Consider the following 16,102-nt stretch of genomic DNA (forward strand, 5'->3'; position numbering starts at 1 on the left):
GCGCACAGCCAGGCCCCCGTCAGGTTGCCGGCGAAGCGGATCGGCCAAGGCGCGAGAATTTCTCGCCAATGGCGCTGATCGCATCGGTGACGAAGGCGGGCGGCTCGATCTCGAGCCCGCGGTGGATCGCATACAGCCCCAGTCCGGTCGCTATGGCCAAAAGCAGGTACTGAAGTGCCAGGACCCAAGGGTAGCGCACGCACAGGACGATCGCGACGAAGCCCATCAGCCGAATTACGGCGATGACGATCGAGGCGCCGGCTACCGACATGGCGCGGCCCTGCCGGGTGGTTCTCGGCGCGCCAAGATAGGCAAAGGTGATGATGGTGAAGACGATCGGATAGATCGGAGCGAAGATCCGGTCGTGTAACTCGGCGCGGACCTGGCCCGGCTGCAGTTTGGACTGCTCGGGATCGTTATTGAGCAATTCCCAGAAGAAACGGTCTCTCGCGGAGGTGCGCTGGACTGGCTGGCCGCTATTGCTCTGCTCGAGGTCGAGCGCATAACGCTCGAATTTCACGATGGTCGGATCTTTCTGTGGGGGCGGGCCCTTTTGCCCTTTCTGGCGCTGAACGATTTCCAGTCTCTGCACGCTGCCGGTTTCCAGCACGAGGAAGGTGCCGCGGTCGTCCTTCACGATGGTTCCCTGCTCGGCAAGGAAGGTCGCGCGTTCCTTGGGATTGCGGCGATCGTCGACGAAAACACCCAGCAGAACGCCGTTCGCCTGGCGTTCGCGGACGTGGAAAACCAGCCCACGCTCGAACCCGTTGAAGCGGCCCGGCTGCACCACGTTAGTGACGAGATCGGCACGGACTTCGTTTGCCCAGCTGTTCAGAGTCTGCAGCCCGAGCGGCCCGAGCCAGCTTCCGATCACCGTCATGACCGCGCTGACCCCGACCGCCATGATGAGGAAGGGCCGAAACAGCGCCCACGGGGACATGCCCGCGGCATTCATGACGATCAGTTCCGAATCGTTTGAAAGCCGGCCGATGGAATGCATGACGGCGATCATCAGCGCGATCGGCGCGATGACCAGCACCAGCATCGGAATCACTAGGCCGGTAATCCCGAGAAAGACCAGGACGGTCTGGCCGCGGCTGGTCATGAGGTCGATGTCGCGCAGCGCCTGCGTGATCCAGATCACGGAGGTGAGGCTGAAGAGGACGATAGCGAAAGCGCCGAATGTGGTGCTGAAAATGTAGCGATTGATCGCGCCGAAGCCCGGTATTTGCGGCAGGCCGACGCTAAAACGCGGCCAGCCGACCGGCATACGCGGCAAGCGCGGCCGGAACGGCAGCCTCAGCAATCCAGACCCAAGCGAAGCCATGCGCTCCGACATTCCCCCTGATACCGTCCGCGGGTCCGGCTGGACCTTTGGCGCCTGCGGCGAACGGCTTCCCCCGCCATTCCCCGCAGAACTTTCATGATCGATTCATAAAGTGGCCCAGCCAAGGCAAAGCTGTTGAAAATGCATCGAAAAAAGTTAACCCGGCAGCAAGATTTACGCTCCTGTGGCTTCCGTATCACGATCCTTCTGCGGTCAGGTTCCGTTATGGTTAAGGACCCCTGACCGGGGCCGCCCGGCCGCGGGGGTCCGATCGGTCCGAGGCCGGGACGGTGGCCACGAATTTCATTTCCTGAGTCCCGGTTCGGGGTCATAAAGATGGCCCGCTCGAACCAGATGACAGGACACGAAAGCTATGGCCGGCGCCCTCAAGACCGGATTTTCGTCTTACGCAGCGCCGGACAAGGGCGTGCTGATCGTTTTCGCCGGCCCCGACCTGAAATTCGGCCCGGAAACCCGCCGACTTCTCGCGCCGGCCGGGGATCTGGTTGCGCGTGCCGCCGCGACCGACGGCTTCAAGGGCAAGAGCGGCTCAGCGCTCGACCTGATCGCGCCCGCCGGACTGAAGGTTTCGCGGCTTCTGGTCATCGGAGTGGGCGCCAAGTCCGACGAAAAGACCGAGGATATGGTGAAAATCGGCGGCGGAGCGTTCGGGCGCGCGCCTGGCTCGGCGGCCGAGGTCGCGATTCTGGCCGAGTTTCCGGACGGGTCGCTTTCCGCGGACCAGGCGGCCGATCTGGCGCTCGGGGCGACGCTGCGGTCCTATTCGTTCGACCGCTACAAGACGAAAAAGAAGGATGGCGATGATGCCCCGAAGCAGCGGCGGCTCACCATCGAGACGGCTTCGCCGGACAAGGCCCGCAAGGCGTTTGCGGCACGCGAGGCCATCGCCGACGGCGTGATGATGGCTCGGGACCTCGTCAACGAGCCCGCCAACATCCTGTTTCCGGAGGAATTCGCGAGGCGCGCCAGTGCCTTGCGCAAGGTCGGGTGTGAGGTCGAGATTCTCGGCGAGAAGGAGCTGGCCCGGCTGAAGATGAACGCGCTGCTTGGCGTCGGCCAGGGATCGATCCGTGAAAGCCGGGTCGTGATCATGCGCTGGAACGGCGGCAAGAAGGGCGCCAAGCCATTGGCATTCATAGGGAAAGGCGTGACCTTCGACACCGGCGGCATCTCCATCAAGCCGGCGGCCGGCATGGAGGACATGAAGGGCGATATGGCCGGGGCCGCCTGCGTGGTCGGCCTGATGCATGCGCTGGCCGCGCGCAAGGCCAAGGTGAACGCCATCGGCGCCATCGGTCTGGTCGAGAACATGCCCGACGGCAACGCCCAAAGGCCGGGCGATATCGTTACCTCGATGTCGGGCCAAACCATTGAAATCATTAACACAGATGCCGAAGGCCGGCTCGTTCTGGCCGATGTGCTCTGGTATGTCGGAAAGACCTACAAGCCCGAATTCATGGTCGACCTGGCGACGCTGACGGGCGCCATCATCGTCTCGCTCGGGCACGAATATGCCGGGCTGTTCTCCAACAACGACAAGCTCGCGGAAAGGCTCGTAGAAGCCGGGAAGCTCAGCGGCGAGCGTCTGTGGAGGATGCCGCTCGGGCCGGAATACGACAAGCAGATCGATTCGAAGTTCGCCGACATGAAGAATACCGGCGGCCGCATGGGCGGCGCGATCACCGCCGCGCAATTCCTGCAGCGCTTCGTCGACAAGACGCCCTGGGCGCATCTCGACATCGCCGGCACGGGGATGGGGTCGCCGCAAAGCGACATCAACAAGAGCTGGGGATCCGGCTTCGGCGTGCGGCTGCTCGATCGGCTGGTGGCCGATTCCTACGAGAAATAGCCGCATGCGGATCGCGCCGCGATGAGGTTGGCAGCCGCGGCCGTCGCTGTGACTTTGGCGCTGCCGCTGCCGCTGCCGTTGCAGGCGCAGCCCGCCGAACCGCCGGTCACGGAGCGGATCGCCGTGCGCGGCGAGAATGGACGCGTCGATGCGGAGACCGGCGTCGTCGCCTTCACGCGCGCACCGATGCAGGGCAGCGTTCGTCCGGTGGCTTTCGTCATCGGTGGCGGACCCGGCACCTCGTCGGCCTATCTCAATCTCGGCGCGCTCGGTCCGTCGCGGATCGCATTCGAGGGCGCGGCGTCCGCATTGCGGCCGCTGCTCGCCAACGATGAAAGCTGGCTCGCCTTTACCGATCTGGTCTTCCTCGATCCACCCGGCGCCGGCCAGGGGCGCCTCGTTCGCAACGACGCCAAAACAAAGGAACGCGTATGGTCGGTTGACGGCGACATCGAGCTTTTGTCCGACGCGATCGCGACCTGGCTGCGCCAGCACGATCGCGCCAATGCGCCGAAGGTCATTGTCGGCCAGAGCTATGGCGGCCTGCGGGCGCCGCGCATTGCCGACGCCTTGCATCGCAGGCATGGCGTCGCGCTCAATGGGCTGATCCTGGTGTCGCCGGTGCTGGATTATGGCTGGCGCTATCATGCGCGCGGGTCGCCGGTGTCGTACATGACGCTGTTGCCGTCGTTTGCGGCGGCGCGCATGGAAAGCGAAGGTGCATTCGACGCGCAGAAGCTTAGCGCCGTACAGGATTATGCGAGAACCGCGTTCGTCGACGATTATCTCAAGGGCCCGCGCGACCGCGAGGCGCTACAGCGCATGGTCATTCGCGTCACCGCGATTACCGGGTTGCCGAAAGCGGTGGTTGAAGCCGCAAGGGGACGGATCGACGAAACCCTGTTCGTGCGCGAGGCGGCGCGGCGCGACGGCAAGGTCATCTCGTCCTACGATCCGGCGGTTGCCGCCGACGATCCCGATCCATCGACGCCGCGTCCCGATTTTGCCGATCCGTTTCTCGCGGCATTAAAGCCGCCGTTGACCACGGCCATGGGAAATCTGCTTCGCAACAACGGCAAGCCGCCGCCGCTCCCTTATGTCGTGTCGAACGATGTCGTCTTCGAGAACTGGCGCTGGAGCGACGGGCACGGCATGCCGGAAGCCGTCACCGCGTTGCGCAGGATGCTGTCGCTGGACCGGGGCCTGCGCGTTCTGGTGGCGCACGGCTATTCCGATCTGCAGACGCCGTATTTCGAAAGCATGCTGATCCTCGCGCAGCTTCCGGATTTCGGCGGACGCATCGAGCAGCGCAACTATCGTGGCGGGCATATGTTCTACAGCCGCGACGAGTCCCGCATCCAGTTCAGGCGCGACGCGGAATCGTTCTTCGGCCATATGCTGAAACAGCCATGACTGAAATCCGGTTTTATCATCTGCTCGAGCAGCGGCTGGAACGGGTGCTGCCGCAACTGCTCGAAATTTCGATCGAGCGCGGATGGCGCGTCGTGGTGCAGGCCACGTCCGGTGAGCGTATCGAGGCGCTTGACGCGCATCTGTGGACGTATCGCGACGACAGCTTTCTGCCGCATGGCGTGTCGGGCAATCCCGATGCCGCCGATCAGCCGGTTCTGCTCACCGCCGACGAGAGCAACTTGAACAACGCCACCGTCCGTTTCCTGATCGACGGCGCGCCTCTGCCCGCCGATCTGTCGCAATACGAACGGCTGGTGCTGATCTTCGACGGCACCGACGACGATCTGGTCGCGCGCGCGCGCGAGCAATGGACGCAGGCCAAGGCCGGCGGCCATGACGCCAGCTATTGGCAACCCGACGACAGCGGCCGCTGGGTGCAGAAGGCGTGAGGGGGCAGCCCATTTCCGCGTGGCCGGAGCCGACATCCCCGGTTGCCGCACTGCGAACCAAGCGGCTCTGTAAGTCATTATAAAAGTTACGGTTTTCGAAGAGAAAATCGGGCCGGACGGCGGCCAAGTTAACGAGCCCGGCAGGTTTTCGGCGCCGGTGCGTTGATCATCGCCATGTTGCTGACTAACAATCCGGGTTCGGTCGATTGGGGATGATCCTGAGCCGGGGGCCTGTTGTGCGAGATGGCGTGAGAACAAGGCGTGTGGCGTGGACGGCGGTGCCGTTTGCAGCGCTGCTGCTGCTGTCCGCCTGTGCGAGTACTGAGGCCCCGCAACCCACCGCAAAGGTGTCTGATGTATTCGCGACGCCCGAATGGGCGAAGGGGAACCAGGCGCGGGCCCGGACCTCACGCGCTGTGACCCAGAACGATCTGATCAATCCGGATGGATCCTGTGCCCTTGCGGCCGCGACCGACGGTGTAGCTCCGCCGGCAGATGCGGGTGAGGCGCTGGCCGGGCAGGGGCCGTTGCCGGCGGTTCAGGGCGGTGTCGCGCTCGGGATGACCGAATGCGAGATCCTGCAGCGGACCGGCGCACCCGATACGTTCAATATCTCCGCCGAGGGTACCGACCGCGTCACCACGGTGACGGTCATGCGCGGCTCCTGGCCCGGACTGTACCGTTTCCGCGGCGGACGCCTGGTCTCGATCGAACGCGTCGATGTGCCGGCGGCGAAACCGGTGCGATCGTCCAGACCGAAAAAAGCGTCCTCTACGTCGCAGCAGATGCCGCTTCGCGGCGCGCAGCAATAACCTCGTCACGTTGCATCCTGCGCTGCAGGCACAACCTGTGGCAGTGCCGGCGGTTCGAATGCCGCCAGATCGTTCCTATCGATAATCACGTCGCGCTTACTCTTGCGAGACGCTTGATGTCAGGCCCGGATACCGGCCTACTGCTTCTCGCCATGCGACAGCGATATCGGCCATGGCCCGGGACTTGCTTTTGTGCTCTGCATAATTCTTGCGACTGCCGCGTCTGAAAGGAATTGAGATGAAGTCGATCTTGCGTGCTGCATTCATCGCGACCGCGTTGCTGTTAGCCAGCGCCGCCGGCGCGCAAAGTCAGGGCGGCAGCACGCCCGACGGCAATTACCCCAACCGTCCGGTGAAGATCCTGCTGCCGTTTCCTCCGGGCGGTGTTGCGGACGTCGTCGGTCGCTTGCTGGCGCAGAAACTGTCGGAGAATACCGGGCAGAATTTCTTCGTCGAGAATCGCGGCGGGGCGGCCGGAAATATCGGCGCCGCCATGGTGCAGGGGACTGCGCCCGACGGCTATACGATCCTGCTCACCAGTTCGAGCTTCCTGATCAATCCTGGTTTGCAGAAGGTCCCGTACGATCCGGTCGGAGGCTTCGAACCGATCACCATCATCAGCGCGTCGCCGAGCATTCTTGCGGTCCATCCCGGACAGCCGATCACGTCGGTGAAGGATCTGATCGAACTGGTCAAAAAGGAGCCGGGCAAGCATAGCTACGCGTCCGCCGGGGTCGGTTCGACCCCGCATCTGCAAGGCGAGATGTTCAAGCAAGCCTACGGACTCGACATGGTGCATGTGCCGTTCGCCGGCGGTGGGCCCGCGCTGCAATCCGCAGTCGGCGGTCACACGCCGATCGTGTTTGCGGCGCTGCCGCCCGCCATTCCGCTGGTCAAGGGCGGAAGCCTGCGCGCGCTCGCGATCGTCGGCCCGAAGCGAACGTCGGAATTGCCGGACGTGCCGACCATGACGGAAGCTGGTCTGCCCGGTCAGGAGGCGGAAACCATTCTTCTCGCTCTTGCCCCGGCCGGCACGCCGAAGCCGATCGTCGACATGCTGCAGCGAGAGATCGTCAAGGCGGTGCAGAACCCGGAAGTGGTGCAAAAGCTCGACGCTTTCGGCTTTTCTCCGCTCGGGACCACGCCGGCTGAAGCCAAAGCGCGGATTGGCGCCGAACTGGACATGTGGGCCAAGGTCATCAAGGACGCGAAAATCCAGCAATAGGTCTCAGCGCCACGCGTTGGGCCAAGCCCTGAACCTGAGCTGGACGGCATTGGAATGGCGTGCCTTCGGCACGCCATTCGTCACAGCGAGGCCGTTTCGAGTTCCGCGCTGGCGTTCAGCCATTCCTCCTCGGCGGCAGCAAGTTGCGCTGCTGCCTCGGTGCGGGTCTTCGCAAGCTGCGCCGCCTTGACCGGATCGCTCGCGAACAGATCGGCGAGCTTCGCGTCCATGGTCTCGATGTCCCTGGACAGTTTCTTCGTCAGTTGCTCGGCCGCGGAAATCCGCTTGCGCAACGCCGCAAGCTCGGCGCGCTTCTCCCCCGACGCCTTGCGAATCTCGGCGCCGGGCTTCTGGCCGCCGGCAGCGGACGCATTGTTGCGCGTGTCGCTGGACTTTCCGGACAGGATCAGCCGGCGATAATCGTCGAGATCGCCGTCGTAACTCGCGACGCCGCCATTCTGCACGATCCAGAGCCGGTCGACGCTGGCTTCCAGCAGATAGCGGTCGTGCGACACCAGGATCACCGCGCCCGGATAATCGTTGATGGCTTCGATCAACGCCGCGCGGCTGTCGATATCGAGATGGTTGGTGGGCTCGTCGAGAATGATCAGATGCGGCCCGCCGAACGTGGCCAGCCCCAGCATCAGCCGCGCCTTCTCGCCGCCGGACAGGGTTTCGACTGCCGCATCCGCTCGCTGGGCTGAGAAGCCGATGGCGCCCGCCTTGGCCCGCACCTTCGCTTCCGGATCGTCGGGCATCAGCCGGCGGACGTGATCGTAGACACTGTCCTTGGGCCGCAATTCGTCGAGCTGGTGCTGGGCGAAATAGGCGATCCGCAGCTTGTCGGCGCGGGTGATGCGGCCGTTCATCGGGGCCAGGCGATTGGCCAGCAGCTTGACCAGCGTCGACTTGCCGTTGCCGTTGGCGCCGAGCAGCGCGATGCGGTCGTCGTCGTCGATGCGCAGCGACAGGTTGCGCAGCACCGGCTTGCCCGGCTCGTAACCGACCGACACGCTGTCGAGCGCGAGGATCGGCGGCGACAGCGTTTTTTCCGGCGCCGGCAACACGATCGGGCGCACGTCGTCGTTCACCATGGCGGCCGGCGGCTCGAGCCGCGCCAGCATCTTCAGCCGCGACTGCGCCTGCCGCGCCTTGGTGGCCTTGGCGCGGAAACGGTCGACGAACGCCTGCAGGTGCTTCCTCTGCGCTTCCTGCTTCTTGGCGAATTTCGCGTCCTGCATCTGGCGCTCGCGGCGCTGCCGCTCGAACGACGAATAGCCGCCGCGGTAGAAGGTGAGCTTGCCGTTCTCCAGATGCAGGATGGAATCCACCGCATTGTCCAGCAGGTCGCGGTCATGGCTGATGACGATGACGGTGTGCGGGTAGCGGGCAAGGTGGTCTTCGAGCCAGAGCGTGCCTTCGAGATCGAGATAGTTGGTTGGCTCGTCGAGCAGGAGGAGATCGGGGGCGGCGAACAACGTGGCGGCGAGGGCGACCCGCATCCGCCAGCCGCCGGAAAATTCCGAGACAGCGCGGGCCTGGTCCGCGGTCGAGAAGCCCAGACCGGACAGGATCGCCGCCGCCCGCGCCGGGGCAGAATGCGCATCGATATCGGCGAGCCGGGTGTGGATCTCGGCAATGCGGTCCGGATCGGTGGCGTGTTCGGCCTCGGCCAGCAGCGCAGACCGCTCCAGGTCTGCGGCCAGCACGACATCGATCAGGCTGTCCGGGCCGCTCGGCGCTTCCTGCAGCAGGCGACCGACCCGGGCGCGCTGGCGCACGGTCAGGCTGCCGGATTCAGGTGCCAGGTCGCCGGTGATGACGTTGAAGAGCGTGGTCTTGCCGGTGCCGTTGCGGCCGACAAGGCCGGTGCGGCTGCCGGCGGGGACCCGCACCGTGGCTTCGTCGATCAGTAGGCGCCCGGCGACGCGGACGGAAAGGTTTTCGATGGTCAGCATGCTGCGCGCCTTGTGGCGAATACCCGGCGAGAGATCAACGGGTCAGCAGGCGGCCGCCGGCGGCCGGTGGGATGGCCGGTTCGCGGCGATTCCCGTCACGGTCCATGCCAAAACGCCATTTCGATGAGGAAAAGAAATGCGGGGATGACTCAAGACATATCGATGACAGTGACTCTTTTCGCGAATCACTGGAGATTGCTGCGGGGCTAGCCCTCCGGCTGCTCGAGTGGCGTATCACCTCAAACCGAAAGAGGACGCTATGGCGAAAAAGGCCAAGAAGAAAAAAGCTGCGAAGAAGAAAAAGAAGTAACCGTCTACTTCAGAGTTTTACATCGGCCCGGGCAGACACACTCTTCCCGGGCCGAATGCTGTCTAGGGCTTCGAGATCTGCTGCCGTCGCCGCCGGACGTTGCCGGCGGGCCCCAAATCACAGCGGCGGCAAGGTCCAGTCCGGCTTGACGGTCTCTGACGTCAGCATCGTGCGGCCGGCGGTGATGGTGGCGATCACCCTGACGTCCTTGATGGTCCTGGCGCTGACCTCCTGCGGGTCCTTGTCGAGGACCACGAAGTCGGCAAACTTGCCGGCCTCAATGCTGCCGACGCGGTCGTCGACGCCGAGCGTATAGGCCGCGTCGATCGTCACCATCCGCATCGCGCGCTCGACATTGCGTACCCGCTCGGCCGGCGCATGAACTTTTCCCGACAATTCGCCGATCCGGTTCACCGCGGTCCAGACCTCATAGAGCGGACTGGGCACGCCGACCGGGGTGTCGGAATGCAGCGACAGGACGATATTTTCCTTGAGGACGGTGTTCATCCGCGCGGCCAGGGAGGCGCGATCGGTGCCGATATAGTCGGCATTCAGATCGGCGCGCTCCGACACGTAATAGGGATTGGTCGAGATCACTGCGCCCAGCGCCTTGACCTGGCGAACCTGTGCGGTGCTCGAAATCCCGAAATGCTCGAACGAGAAGCGGTGGTCGAAGCGCGGGGTCTCGGCCTGCAGGGCGGCCAGCGCATCGAGCGTGATCTGGTTGCCGCCGGAGCCGTTGGAATGGACGTGGATCTGGAAGCCGGCATTCCACCACGGCCGCATCGCGTTCAGGAACGCCTCTTTCGAGGAATACATGAACAGGCCCTTGAACCGGTCGTTGTTGATGTAACCGGGATATTGCAGCTCCATGCCCAGCGAGACGAAGGCATCGTCGGCGTAGAATTTCACGCCGTTGAAGATCAGCCGCTCGTTGCTGGTATAGCGCAGCTTGGTGACTTCCTCGACGGCTCGGTCGCCGAACAATTCCTGGAAAGTGGCGCCGTCGGCGACATGCACGATCCGGGCGATGGAATTGGGCCGGCCGAAATAGTCCCGGGTCAGCATGTTCTCCAGTTCGAGATTAACGCCGCCATAGAACAGGTCGCCGGTGGTGGTGATGCCCGCCTGCTGCATCAGCGCACCGAGATAGCGCAGCCGGCGCATGCCTTCTTCCGGGGTGAGAACCTCGGCCAGCGGCTTCAGCATGATGATCTTGGCGGCCTCGGTGCCGAGGAACTGCCCGTTCGAGGAGCCGTCCGGATTTTTTCCGGCGCCGATGGTCTTGGCCACCAGTTCGTTGGTGATGCCGTATTTCTCGATCGCCGGAGTGTTGGCGAAGACGTAATGCTCCGACGCATCCCAGACGATGATCGGCTGGGTCTTGGAAATCGCGTCGAGCTGGTCGCGATCGGGCATCTCGCCGCCCATCGCCACCACGTCATAGCCCCAGGTCAGCACCGTCGAGCCGGGCTTGGCCTCCTTGACGTATTTTCGGAGCGCCTTGATTGCGTCGTCGCGGGTCTTCACGCCCGGAAAATCCGGTCCGTAAGGATTGCGCAGCGGAAAATAGGTCAGCGGCGGCAGGCTGATCGCGACCGAGCCCATCACCGGATGGCCGTGCGCCTCGACGAAGCCCGGATAGATCACCTGCTTGGCGAAGCGCTTGTCGATCTCATACGGGAAGCGCTTCATCCAGGGCTGCATGTCGTCCAGCGTGCCGACCGACAGGATGCGGCCGTCCTTCACCGCCACCGCGGTGGCGGTCGGCCAGCCCGGATCCATGGTGACGATCTTGCGCGCGACAAAGATCGTCATCTTCTCGGTGGTTTCCTGCGGCTTGGCCGATAGCGAGGGCGGCAGCGGCTGCAGCAGCGGGATGTTCGACGGCTGCGGCGTCACCTTCTGGGCGGGCACCGGAAACATCGGTTTGATATTCACACTGCCTGCGGGCTGGCTTTTTGCGGCCACGGGCGCGCTCGAATTTACGGCAGGAGTCAAAGCCGGAGCCATTGCAGGCGGCGTCGACTGGTTCGCCTGCGCCAGTTGAATCGCTTCCCGGAACAGCGGCGCAAGTTCGGTGATGCAATAGGTGCCCCAGGTCTCGGGCGCGCCGCTCGGGGTCTTGTGGCTTGCGCCAATGCGCGGACGGTGATGCGTGCCGTGGGCGTCGGCAGTAGACCGAATGTCGCTCAGCAGCATGGCCATGCAGGCAAGTGCGGCGACAAGGCCGAGCTTCGGTTTGTTCGGCACGGACATGCTCCCTGCAAGACCTCGCGGTACGTGACAGGGGTAGCCTGATTCTTGAGGGGAGATCATACGCGGGGCCTGTCCGTCCGTGCTGCGTGTTGCCGCATGTCCGGAGAGGCACGGGACAGCAATGGCCGCCCGCAATGCGTCGTTATCCAAGCGAGACGTCGGCGCGTGGAACGATGTCTGTTTCTATTTCTGCGTCGCCTTGACGATATCTTCCCACGCCTTCACCTCGGCGCGGACGAAGACTGGGAATTCATCCTTGCGCATCGGGGAGATGTCGAGCCCAAGTCTGTCCAGCCGGACTTTCAGGTCAGGATCGGTCAGCGCCTCGAGCACCGCGGTTTCGAGCTTCTGTTCGATCTCGGGCGGCGTGCCCTTGCGTACGAAAATCCCCATCCATGACTTCAGATTGAAGTCCTTGAAGCCGGCTTCGGCGATGGTCGGGAGGTCCGGTTGCGATGACGGGCGTTTGGACGAGAAGGCCGCGAGCGCGATCGCCTGCTTGGCATCGAGGAATGGTGTCGCGGCGCCGAGACCGGATGCGATGACCTGCACTTCACCCGCGACCAGGGCTGCGTAAGCCGGTGCCGCGCCCTTGTAGGGCACGGCGACGATGTCGATGCCCGCATTGCGCTTGAACCATTCCATCTTGAAGAAGTGCGGACTGCCCGGTCCGAGATGGCCGTAATTCAGTTTGCCCGGATTGGCTTTTGCATATTTGACGAATTCATCGACGCTGCGGGCCGGCACCGACGGGTGCACCATCAGAGCGAAGGGTAGCTCGATCACCCGAGCGATAGGCGAAATGTCGCGATCGAGATCGAACCGGCGGTTGGGGACGAGGGTCTCGTTGATCGCGATCGCATTCGACAAAATGCCGATGGTCTGCCCGTCCGGTTCCGAACGCGCGATGGCTTCGGTAACGATCATTTCCGACCCGCCGGGGCGGTTGTCGATCACGACCGGACGGCCGATGCGTTCCTGCAGTTTCTGACCAATAAGACGGGCGACGATGTCGGCGCTGCCACCCGCCGCGTAGGGGACGAGGAACGTCACATTGCCGGTGGGCCAGGACTGAGCGAAGCCCGGGACGATGCCGAGCGCCAGCATCCACAAGGTCACGACGGAACGACGGATGATGAGCATCGCTTTCCTCTGTTCTGTCCGGAGCAACGATACTTTTGAGTATCGCCTGACGCAAGCAGGATAGGCTTGTCATCCCCCGCGGCGGGCGCGATCCTGAGACGTGCCAATCAGGAGCGGAGCCAATGTGCGTTCCAGGATGTGAGGAAGCGGTGCGTGTGGCGTTGACCCGCCGCGGATTTTTCGCGGGCGCGGCGGTGACGGCTTTTGCCGCAACAGCAGTTGTGCCTTCGCCCGCGCTGGCGCAGGAGCGCAAGTTCAGCCGCGCGATCGACCTCACGCACACGATGTCGCCCGCTTTCCCGACTTTCTTCGGGGTGCCCGGCATCGAAATGAAGCGGCAGGCGGAGCTGAAGAAGGACGGCTTCAACTCGTATGTATGGCAGCTCATGGAGCATGCCGGCACGCATCTCGATGCGCCGATTCACTTTTCGGAGAATGGCGCGACCGCCGACCGCATCGACATCGCATCCCTTGTGGTGCCGCTCGCGGTGGTTGATGTATCGGAACAGGCGGCGAAGCACGCCGATTACCAGATGACGCGCGACGACCTGGAGGCTTATGAGAAAAAGCACGGCCGCATTCCCGACAATGCCTGCGTCGCGATGCATTCCGGCTGGGCGCGATACGTCACCGATGAGGCGAAGTTCACCGGCAAGGACGCGGCGGGCAGCTTTCATTTTCCTGGCGTGTCGCCCGATGCCGCGCAATGGCTGATGACCGAGCGCAAGGCGGCGGGGCTCGCAGTCGACACGCTGTCGCTCGACCATGGCGCGTCAAAGGATTTCAAAACGCATTATCTGTGGCTGCCGTCCGGCAGATGGGGACTGGAAAATGTCGCCGGTCTCGATCAGGTGCCCGCCGCCGGAGCGACGCTGGTTGTCGGTGCGCCGAAGGTGAAGGATGCGACCGGCGGACCGGTGCGGCTGATCGCACTGGTGTGAATGTTCTGCTCCACGTTCGCTGCGACCTGCGCAAGCGTTGCGAAGAAGAAGCCCCGGTCCCGTTCAGGGATCCGGGGCTCTCTGCCTCCCGGCAGGATCGTCCGAACTGAGCGTGATCAGTAGCAGACGTTGATGCGCTTCCAGAACCCGCCGTGATAGGTGTTGACCCACACGCGGCGCCAGCAGCTGTGATAGACCGGGCGGACGTGAATGTGATGGCCATGCCAGTGGCGATGATGCGGGCCCTTCCAGCCGTGAGCTTCGGCCGAGGACGGAGTCGCGAGCGAGGCAATGCCGACGGTGGCAAGAGCGGCGAGCGCGATGGCGGTGGTGCGAAGCATTGTGTTCTCTCCTTTGGGATGGATGCTTGATTGCATCCCGTGAAGATCAGTCGCGCGCGGAGAGAGCTGCGTTCGGCCGTGCCGATTAAACTTGCGCAATGATGACTGCGACATGTTGTGCAAGGTGGACGTCAGGGCGGGCAGGGTGCGTTGGCGGCGTGCGTCGCTTTCGCATGCAAGCCCGTTGCTCTTACGTGACGCGTTCTCAAAAGCGGTCGTCGTCAGCGAGAGAAACAAAAAAACCCGGCCTCGCATGGAGGCCGGGTCAGCACGGCGCCACGAGGCGCGTCGTGCTTAGTAGTAACGGTAGTACGAACGATAGCCGTAGTACGGCTTGTACGAACGATAGCCGTAATAGGGCTTGTAGTAGTTGTTGTAGCCGCCGTAATAGCCGTAGCTCTTGTAGCCGTAATAGTGGGCGGACGCGGCAGTCGGGGCGAGCGCGGCAGTCACGAGCGCGGCACCGGCAGCCAGTCCAAGGATGGTCTTGCGGAACATGGGGGTCTCTCCTGTGATGGATGTGTTGTCACATCCTGATCGTCAGTCGCGCCCTGTCCGGAAAAGGTTCGAAGCCGGTCCTGCGGTGGAAAGCGCCGCGAATTCATAGGCTTGCGCCGCGTCCCGGTGCGGCCGCTCGCCGCAGACCCCGCCTTGCCGTGGCACAGAGGCATGGCTATAAGCCGCTCGCGCCCATTCCGGGCTTCATTTTCCAGTATCCTTAGAGGACGTCATCCATGGCGATCGAGCGCACCTTTTCGATTCTCAAGCCGGACGCCACTGCGCGCAACCTGACCGGCGCGATCAACGCCGTGATCGAGAAGGCGGGTCTGCGCATCATTGCGCAAAAGCGCATCCGGATGTCGAAGACCGAGGCCGAGACCTTCTACGGTGTGCATCGCGCGCGGCCGTTCTTCGGCGAGCTGGTCGAATTCATGACCTCGGCGCCGGTGGTGGTGCAGGTGCTGGAAGGCGACAACGCCATCGCGAAATACCGTGAGATCATGGGCGCGACCGATCCGGCCAAGGCGGCCGACGGCACCATCCGCAAGCTATTCGCGAAGTCGGTGGGCGAGAATTCGGTTCACGGTTCGGACGCGGCGGACACTGCCGCCCAGGAAATCGCCCAGTTCTTCTCCGGAAACGAGATCGTCGGCTGATAGGAGTTTCCTATCGGTCGAGACGACACAGGGAGTTGCCCTCGTAGATATACAGTCGTAGATACCCACAAGCTCGTTTTCGCAAAAGGGGTATCTGGGTGGGATCGCTGTGGGCGGACATGCTGTCGCCGGCCTTCTGGGTGGCCGCAGGACAGATCATCGGAATCAACATCATTCTGTCGGGCGACAACGCGGTGGTGATCGCGCTCGCCTGCCGGATGCTGCCGCCGAAAGAGCGGTTCTGGGGCATGGTCCTCGGCGCCGGCGTCGCGGTGCTGCTGCGCATTGTCTTCACCCTCGTGGTGGCGCAGGCGATGGGCTACCCGTTCCTCAAACTCGTGGGCGGCATCCTGCTGGTCTGGGTCGCGGTCAAGCTGGTGGTTCCGGAGGAGGATCACGGTGACGGCAAGATCGCCGCGGCCGACAATCTCTGGCGCGCGGTACGGATCGTGGCCATCGCCGATATCGTGATGAGCCTCGACAACGTGATCGCGATCGCGGCAGCGGCGGAAACCGCCGGCATCCGGGTCGACCCGGCGCATGCCGAGCAGATCAAGACCGCGCTGATCATTTTCGGTCTGGTGACCTCGGTCCCGCTTATCGTCGCGGGTTCGGCCTTGCTGATGTCACTGCTCGACCGGTTCCCGATCCTGGTCTGGGCCGGCGCCGCCTTGCTGGGCTGGGTCGCGGGCGACATCATGGCCAAGGATCCCGCGCTGGAGCGCATTCTGACACCGGACCAGATGCACAGCCTGCATTACTGGGCGGCGGCGACAGGTGCCCTGTTCGTGCTCGCGTTCGGTTACTGGCTGCGCCAATACCAGCACAAGAGGCTGCTGGAGGCACCGCTGGTGGTCGACCCGCCCGGGCCGGAGGAGTTTCCGCACAAGCGTTAGT

Annotated in this window: 14 protein-coding genes; 8 read left to right on the plus strand and 6 right to left on the minus strand. The window is 63.7% G+C overall.

What is annotated here, in order from left to right; all coding sequences use genetic code 11:
• Nucleotides 1-19 precede the first annotated feature (19 nt).
• The gene (lptF, locus tag AC5I5I_RS15890) at nucleotides 20-1,339 is read right to left on the minus strand and encodes an LPS export ABC transporter permease LptF (protein ID WP_495974723.1); all 1,320 of its coding nucleotides are present in this window, start codon (nucleotides 1,337-1,339) and stop codon (nucleotides 20-22) included.
• A 361-nt stretch (nucleotides 1,340-1,700) separates the two neighbouring features.
• Between lptF and AC5I5I_RS15895 the strand changes: the two genes are divergently transcribed.
• From AC5I5I_RS15895 to AC5I5I_RS15915, 5 genes are all read left to right on the plus strand, one after another.
• A complete protein-coding gene (locus tag AC5I5I_RS15895; RefSeq protein ID WP_495974725.1) occupies nucleotides 1,701-3,197 on the plus strand; it encodes a leucyl aminopeptidase in 1,497 nt (498 codons plus the stop codon).
• 21 nt (nucleotides 3,198-3,218) lie between these two features.
• Nucleotides 3,219-4,610, plus strand: coding sequence for a S10 family peptidase (locus AC5I5I_RS15900; protein ID WP_495974727.1), 1,392 nt, complete (start codon nucleotides 3,219-3,221; stop codon nucleotides 4,608-4,610).
• On the plus strand, nucleotides 4,607-5,059 hold the full coding sequence (locus AC5I5I_RS15905) for a DNA polymerase III subunit chi (RefSeq protein ID WP_495974729.1): 453 nt from the start codon (nucleotides 4,607-4,609) through the stop codon (nucleotides 5,057-5,059). The genes AC5I5I_RS15900 and AC5I5I_RS15905 overlap by 4 nt, the downstream gene beginning before the upstream one ends.
• A 416-nt stretch (nucleotides 5,060-5,475) precedes the next feature.
• A complete protein-coding gene (locus AC5I5I_RS15910; RefSeq protein WP_495974731.1) occupies nucleotides 5,476-5,871 on the plus strand; it encodes a hypothetical protein in 396 nt (131 codons plus the stop codon).
• 238 nt (nucleotides 5,872-6,109) lie between these two features.
• Entirely contained in the window at nucleotides 6,110-7,096 is a 987-nt protein-coding gene (locus AC5I5I_RS15915; RefSeq protein ID WP_495974733.1) for a tripartite tricarboxylate transporter substrate binding protein, read from the plus strand.
• A gap of 80 nt (nucleotides 7,097-7,176) precedes the next feature.
• Here AC5I5I_RS15915 and AC5I5I_RS15920 read toward each other — a convergent pair whose 3' ends face one another.
• The 3 genes from AC5I5I_RS15920 to AC5I5I_RS15930 form a co-directional block, all read right to left on the minus strand.
• Complete coding sequence (locus tag AC5I5I_RS15920; RefSeq protein WP_495974735.1) at nucleotides 7,177-9,054, minus strand: ABC-F family ATP-binding cassette domain-containing protein; 1,878 nt, start codon at nucleotides 9,052-9,054, stop codon at nucleotides 7,177-7,179.
• Nucleotides 9,055-9,481: 427 nt separating this feature from the next.
• Nucleotides 9,482-11,617, minus strand: coding sequence for an amidohydrolase (locus tag AC5I5I_RS15925; RefSeq protein WP_495974737.1), 2,136 nt, complete (start codon nucleotides 11,615-11,617; stop codon nucleotides 9,482-9,484).
• A 189-nt stretch (nucleotides 11,618-11,806) separates the two neighbouring features.
• Entirely contained in the window at nucleotides 11,807-12,766 is a 960-nt protein-coding gene (locus tag AC5I5I_RS15930; RefSeq protein WP_495974739.1) for a Bug family tripartite tricarboxylate transporter substrate binding protein, read from the minus strand.
• Between the two features lie 155 nt (nucleotides 12,767-12,921).
• On the opposite strand from AC5I5I_RS15930, the gene AC5I5I_RS15935 reads away from it, so the two are divergent.
• Nucleotides 12,922-13,707, plus strand: a complete 786-nt coding sequence (locus AC5I5I_RS15935; RefSeq protein ID WP_495974741.1) for a cyclase family protein — start codon at nucleotides 12,922-12,924, stop codon at nucleotides 13,705-13,707.
• 116 nt (nucleotides 13,708-13,823) lie between these two features.
• Here AC5I5I_RS15935 and AC5I5I_RS15940 read toward each other — a convergent pair whose 3' ends face one another.
• Both AC5I5I_RS15940 and AC5I5I_RS15945 read right to left on the minus strand, forming a co-directional pair.
• Nucleotides 13,824-14,048, minus strand: a complete 225-nt coding sequence (locus tag AC5I5I_RS15940; protein ID WP_495974743.1) for a hypothetical protein — start codon at nucleotides 14,046-14,048, stop codon at nucleotides 13,824-13,826.
• A gap of 294 nt (nucleotides 14,049-14,342) precedes the next feature.
• Nucleotides 14,343-14,546, minus strand: coding sequence for a hypothetical protein (locus AC5I5I_RS15945; protein ID WP_495974745.1), 204 nt, complete (start codon nucleotides 14,544-14,546; stop codon nucleotides 14,343-14,345).
• A gap of 236 nt (nucleotides 14,547-14,782) precedes the next feature.
• Here AC5I5I_RS15945 and ndk point away from each other — a divergent pair, with 236 nt between their 5' ends.
• On the plus strand, nucleotides 14,783-15,205 hold the full coding sequence (gene ndk / locus AC5I5I_RS15950) for a nucleoside-diphosphate kinase (RefSeq protein WP_495974747.1): 423 nt from the start codon (nucleotides 14,783-14,785) through the stop codon (nucleotides 15,203-15,205).
• Nucleotides 15,206-15,324: 119 nt separating this feature from the next.
• Nucleotides 15,325-16,101, plus strand: a complete 777-nt coding sequence (locus AC5I5I_RS15955) for a TerC family protein (protein WP_495974799.1) — start codon at nucleotides 15,325-15,327, stop codon at nucleotides 16,099-16,101.
• Nucleotide 16,102: the final 1 nt, after the last annotated feature.

It is taken from the genome of Pseudorhodoplanes sp. (assembly GCF_059499825.1).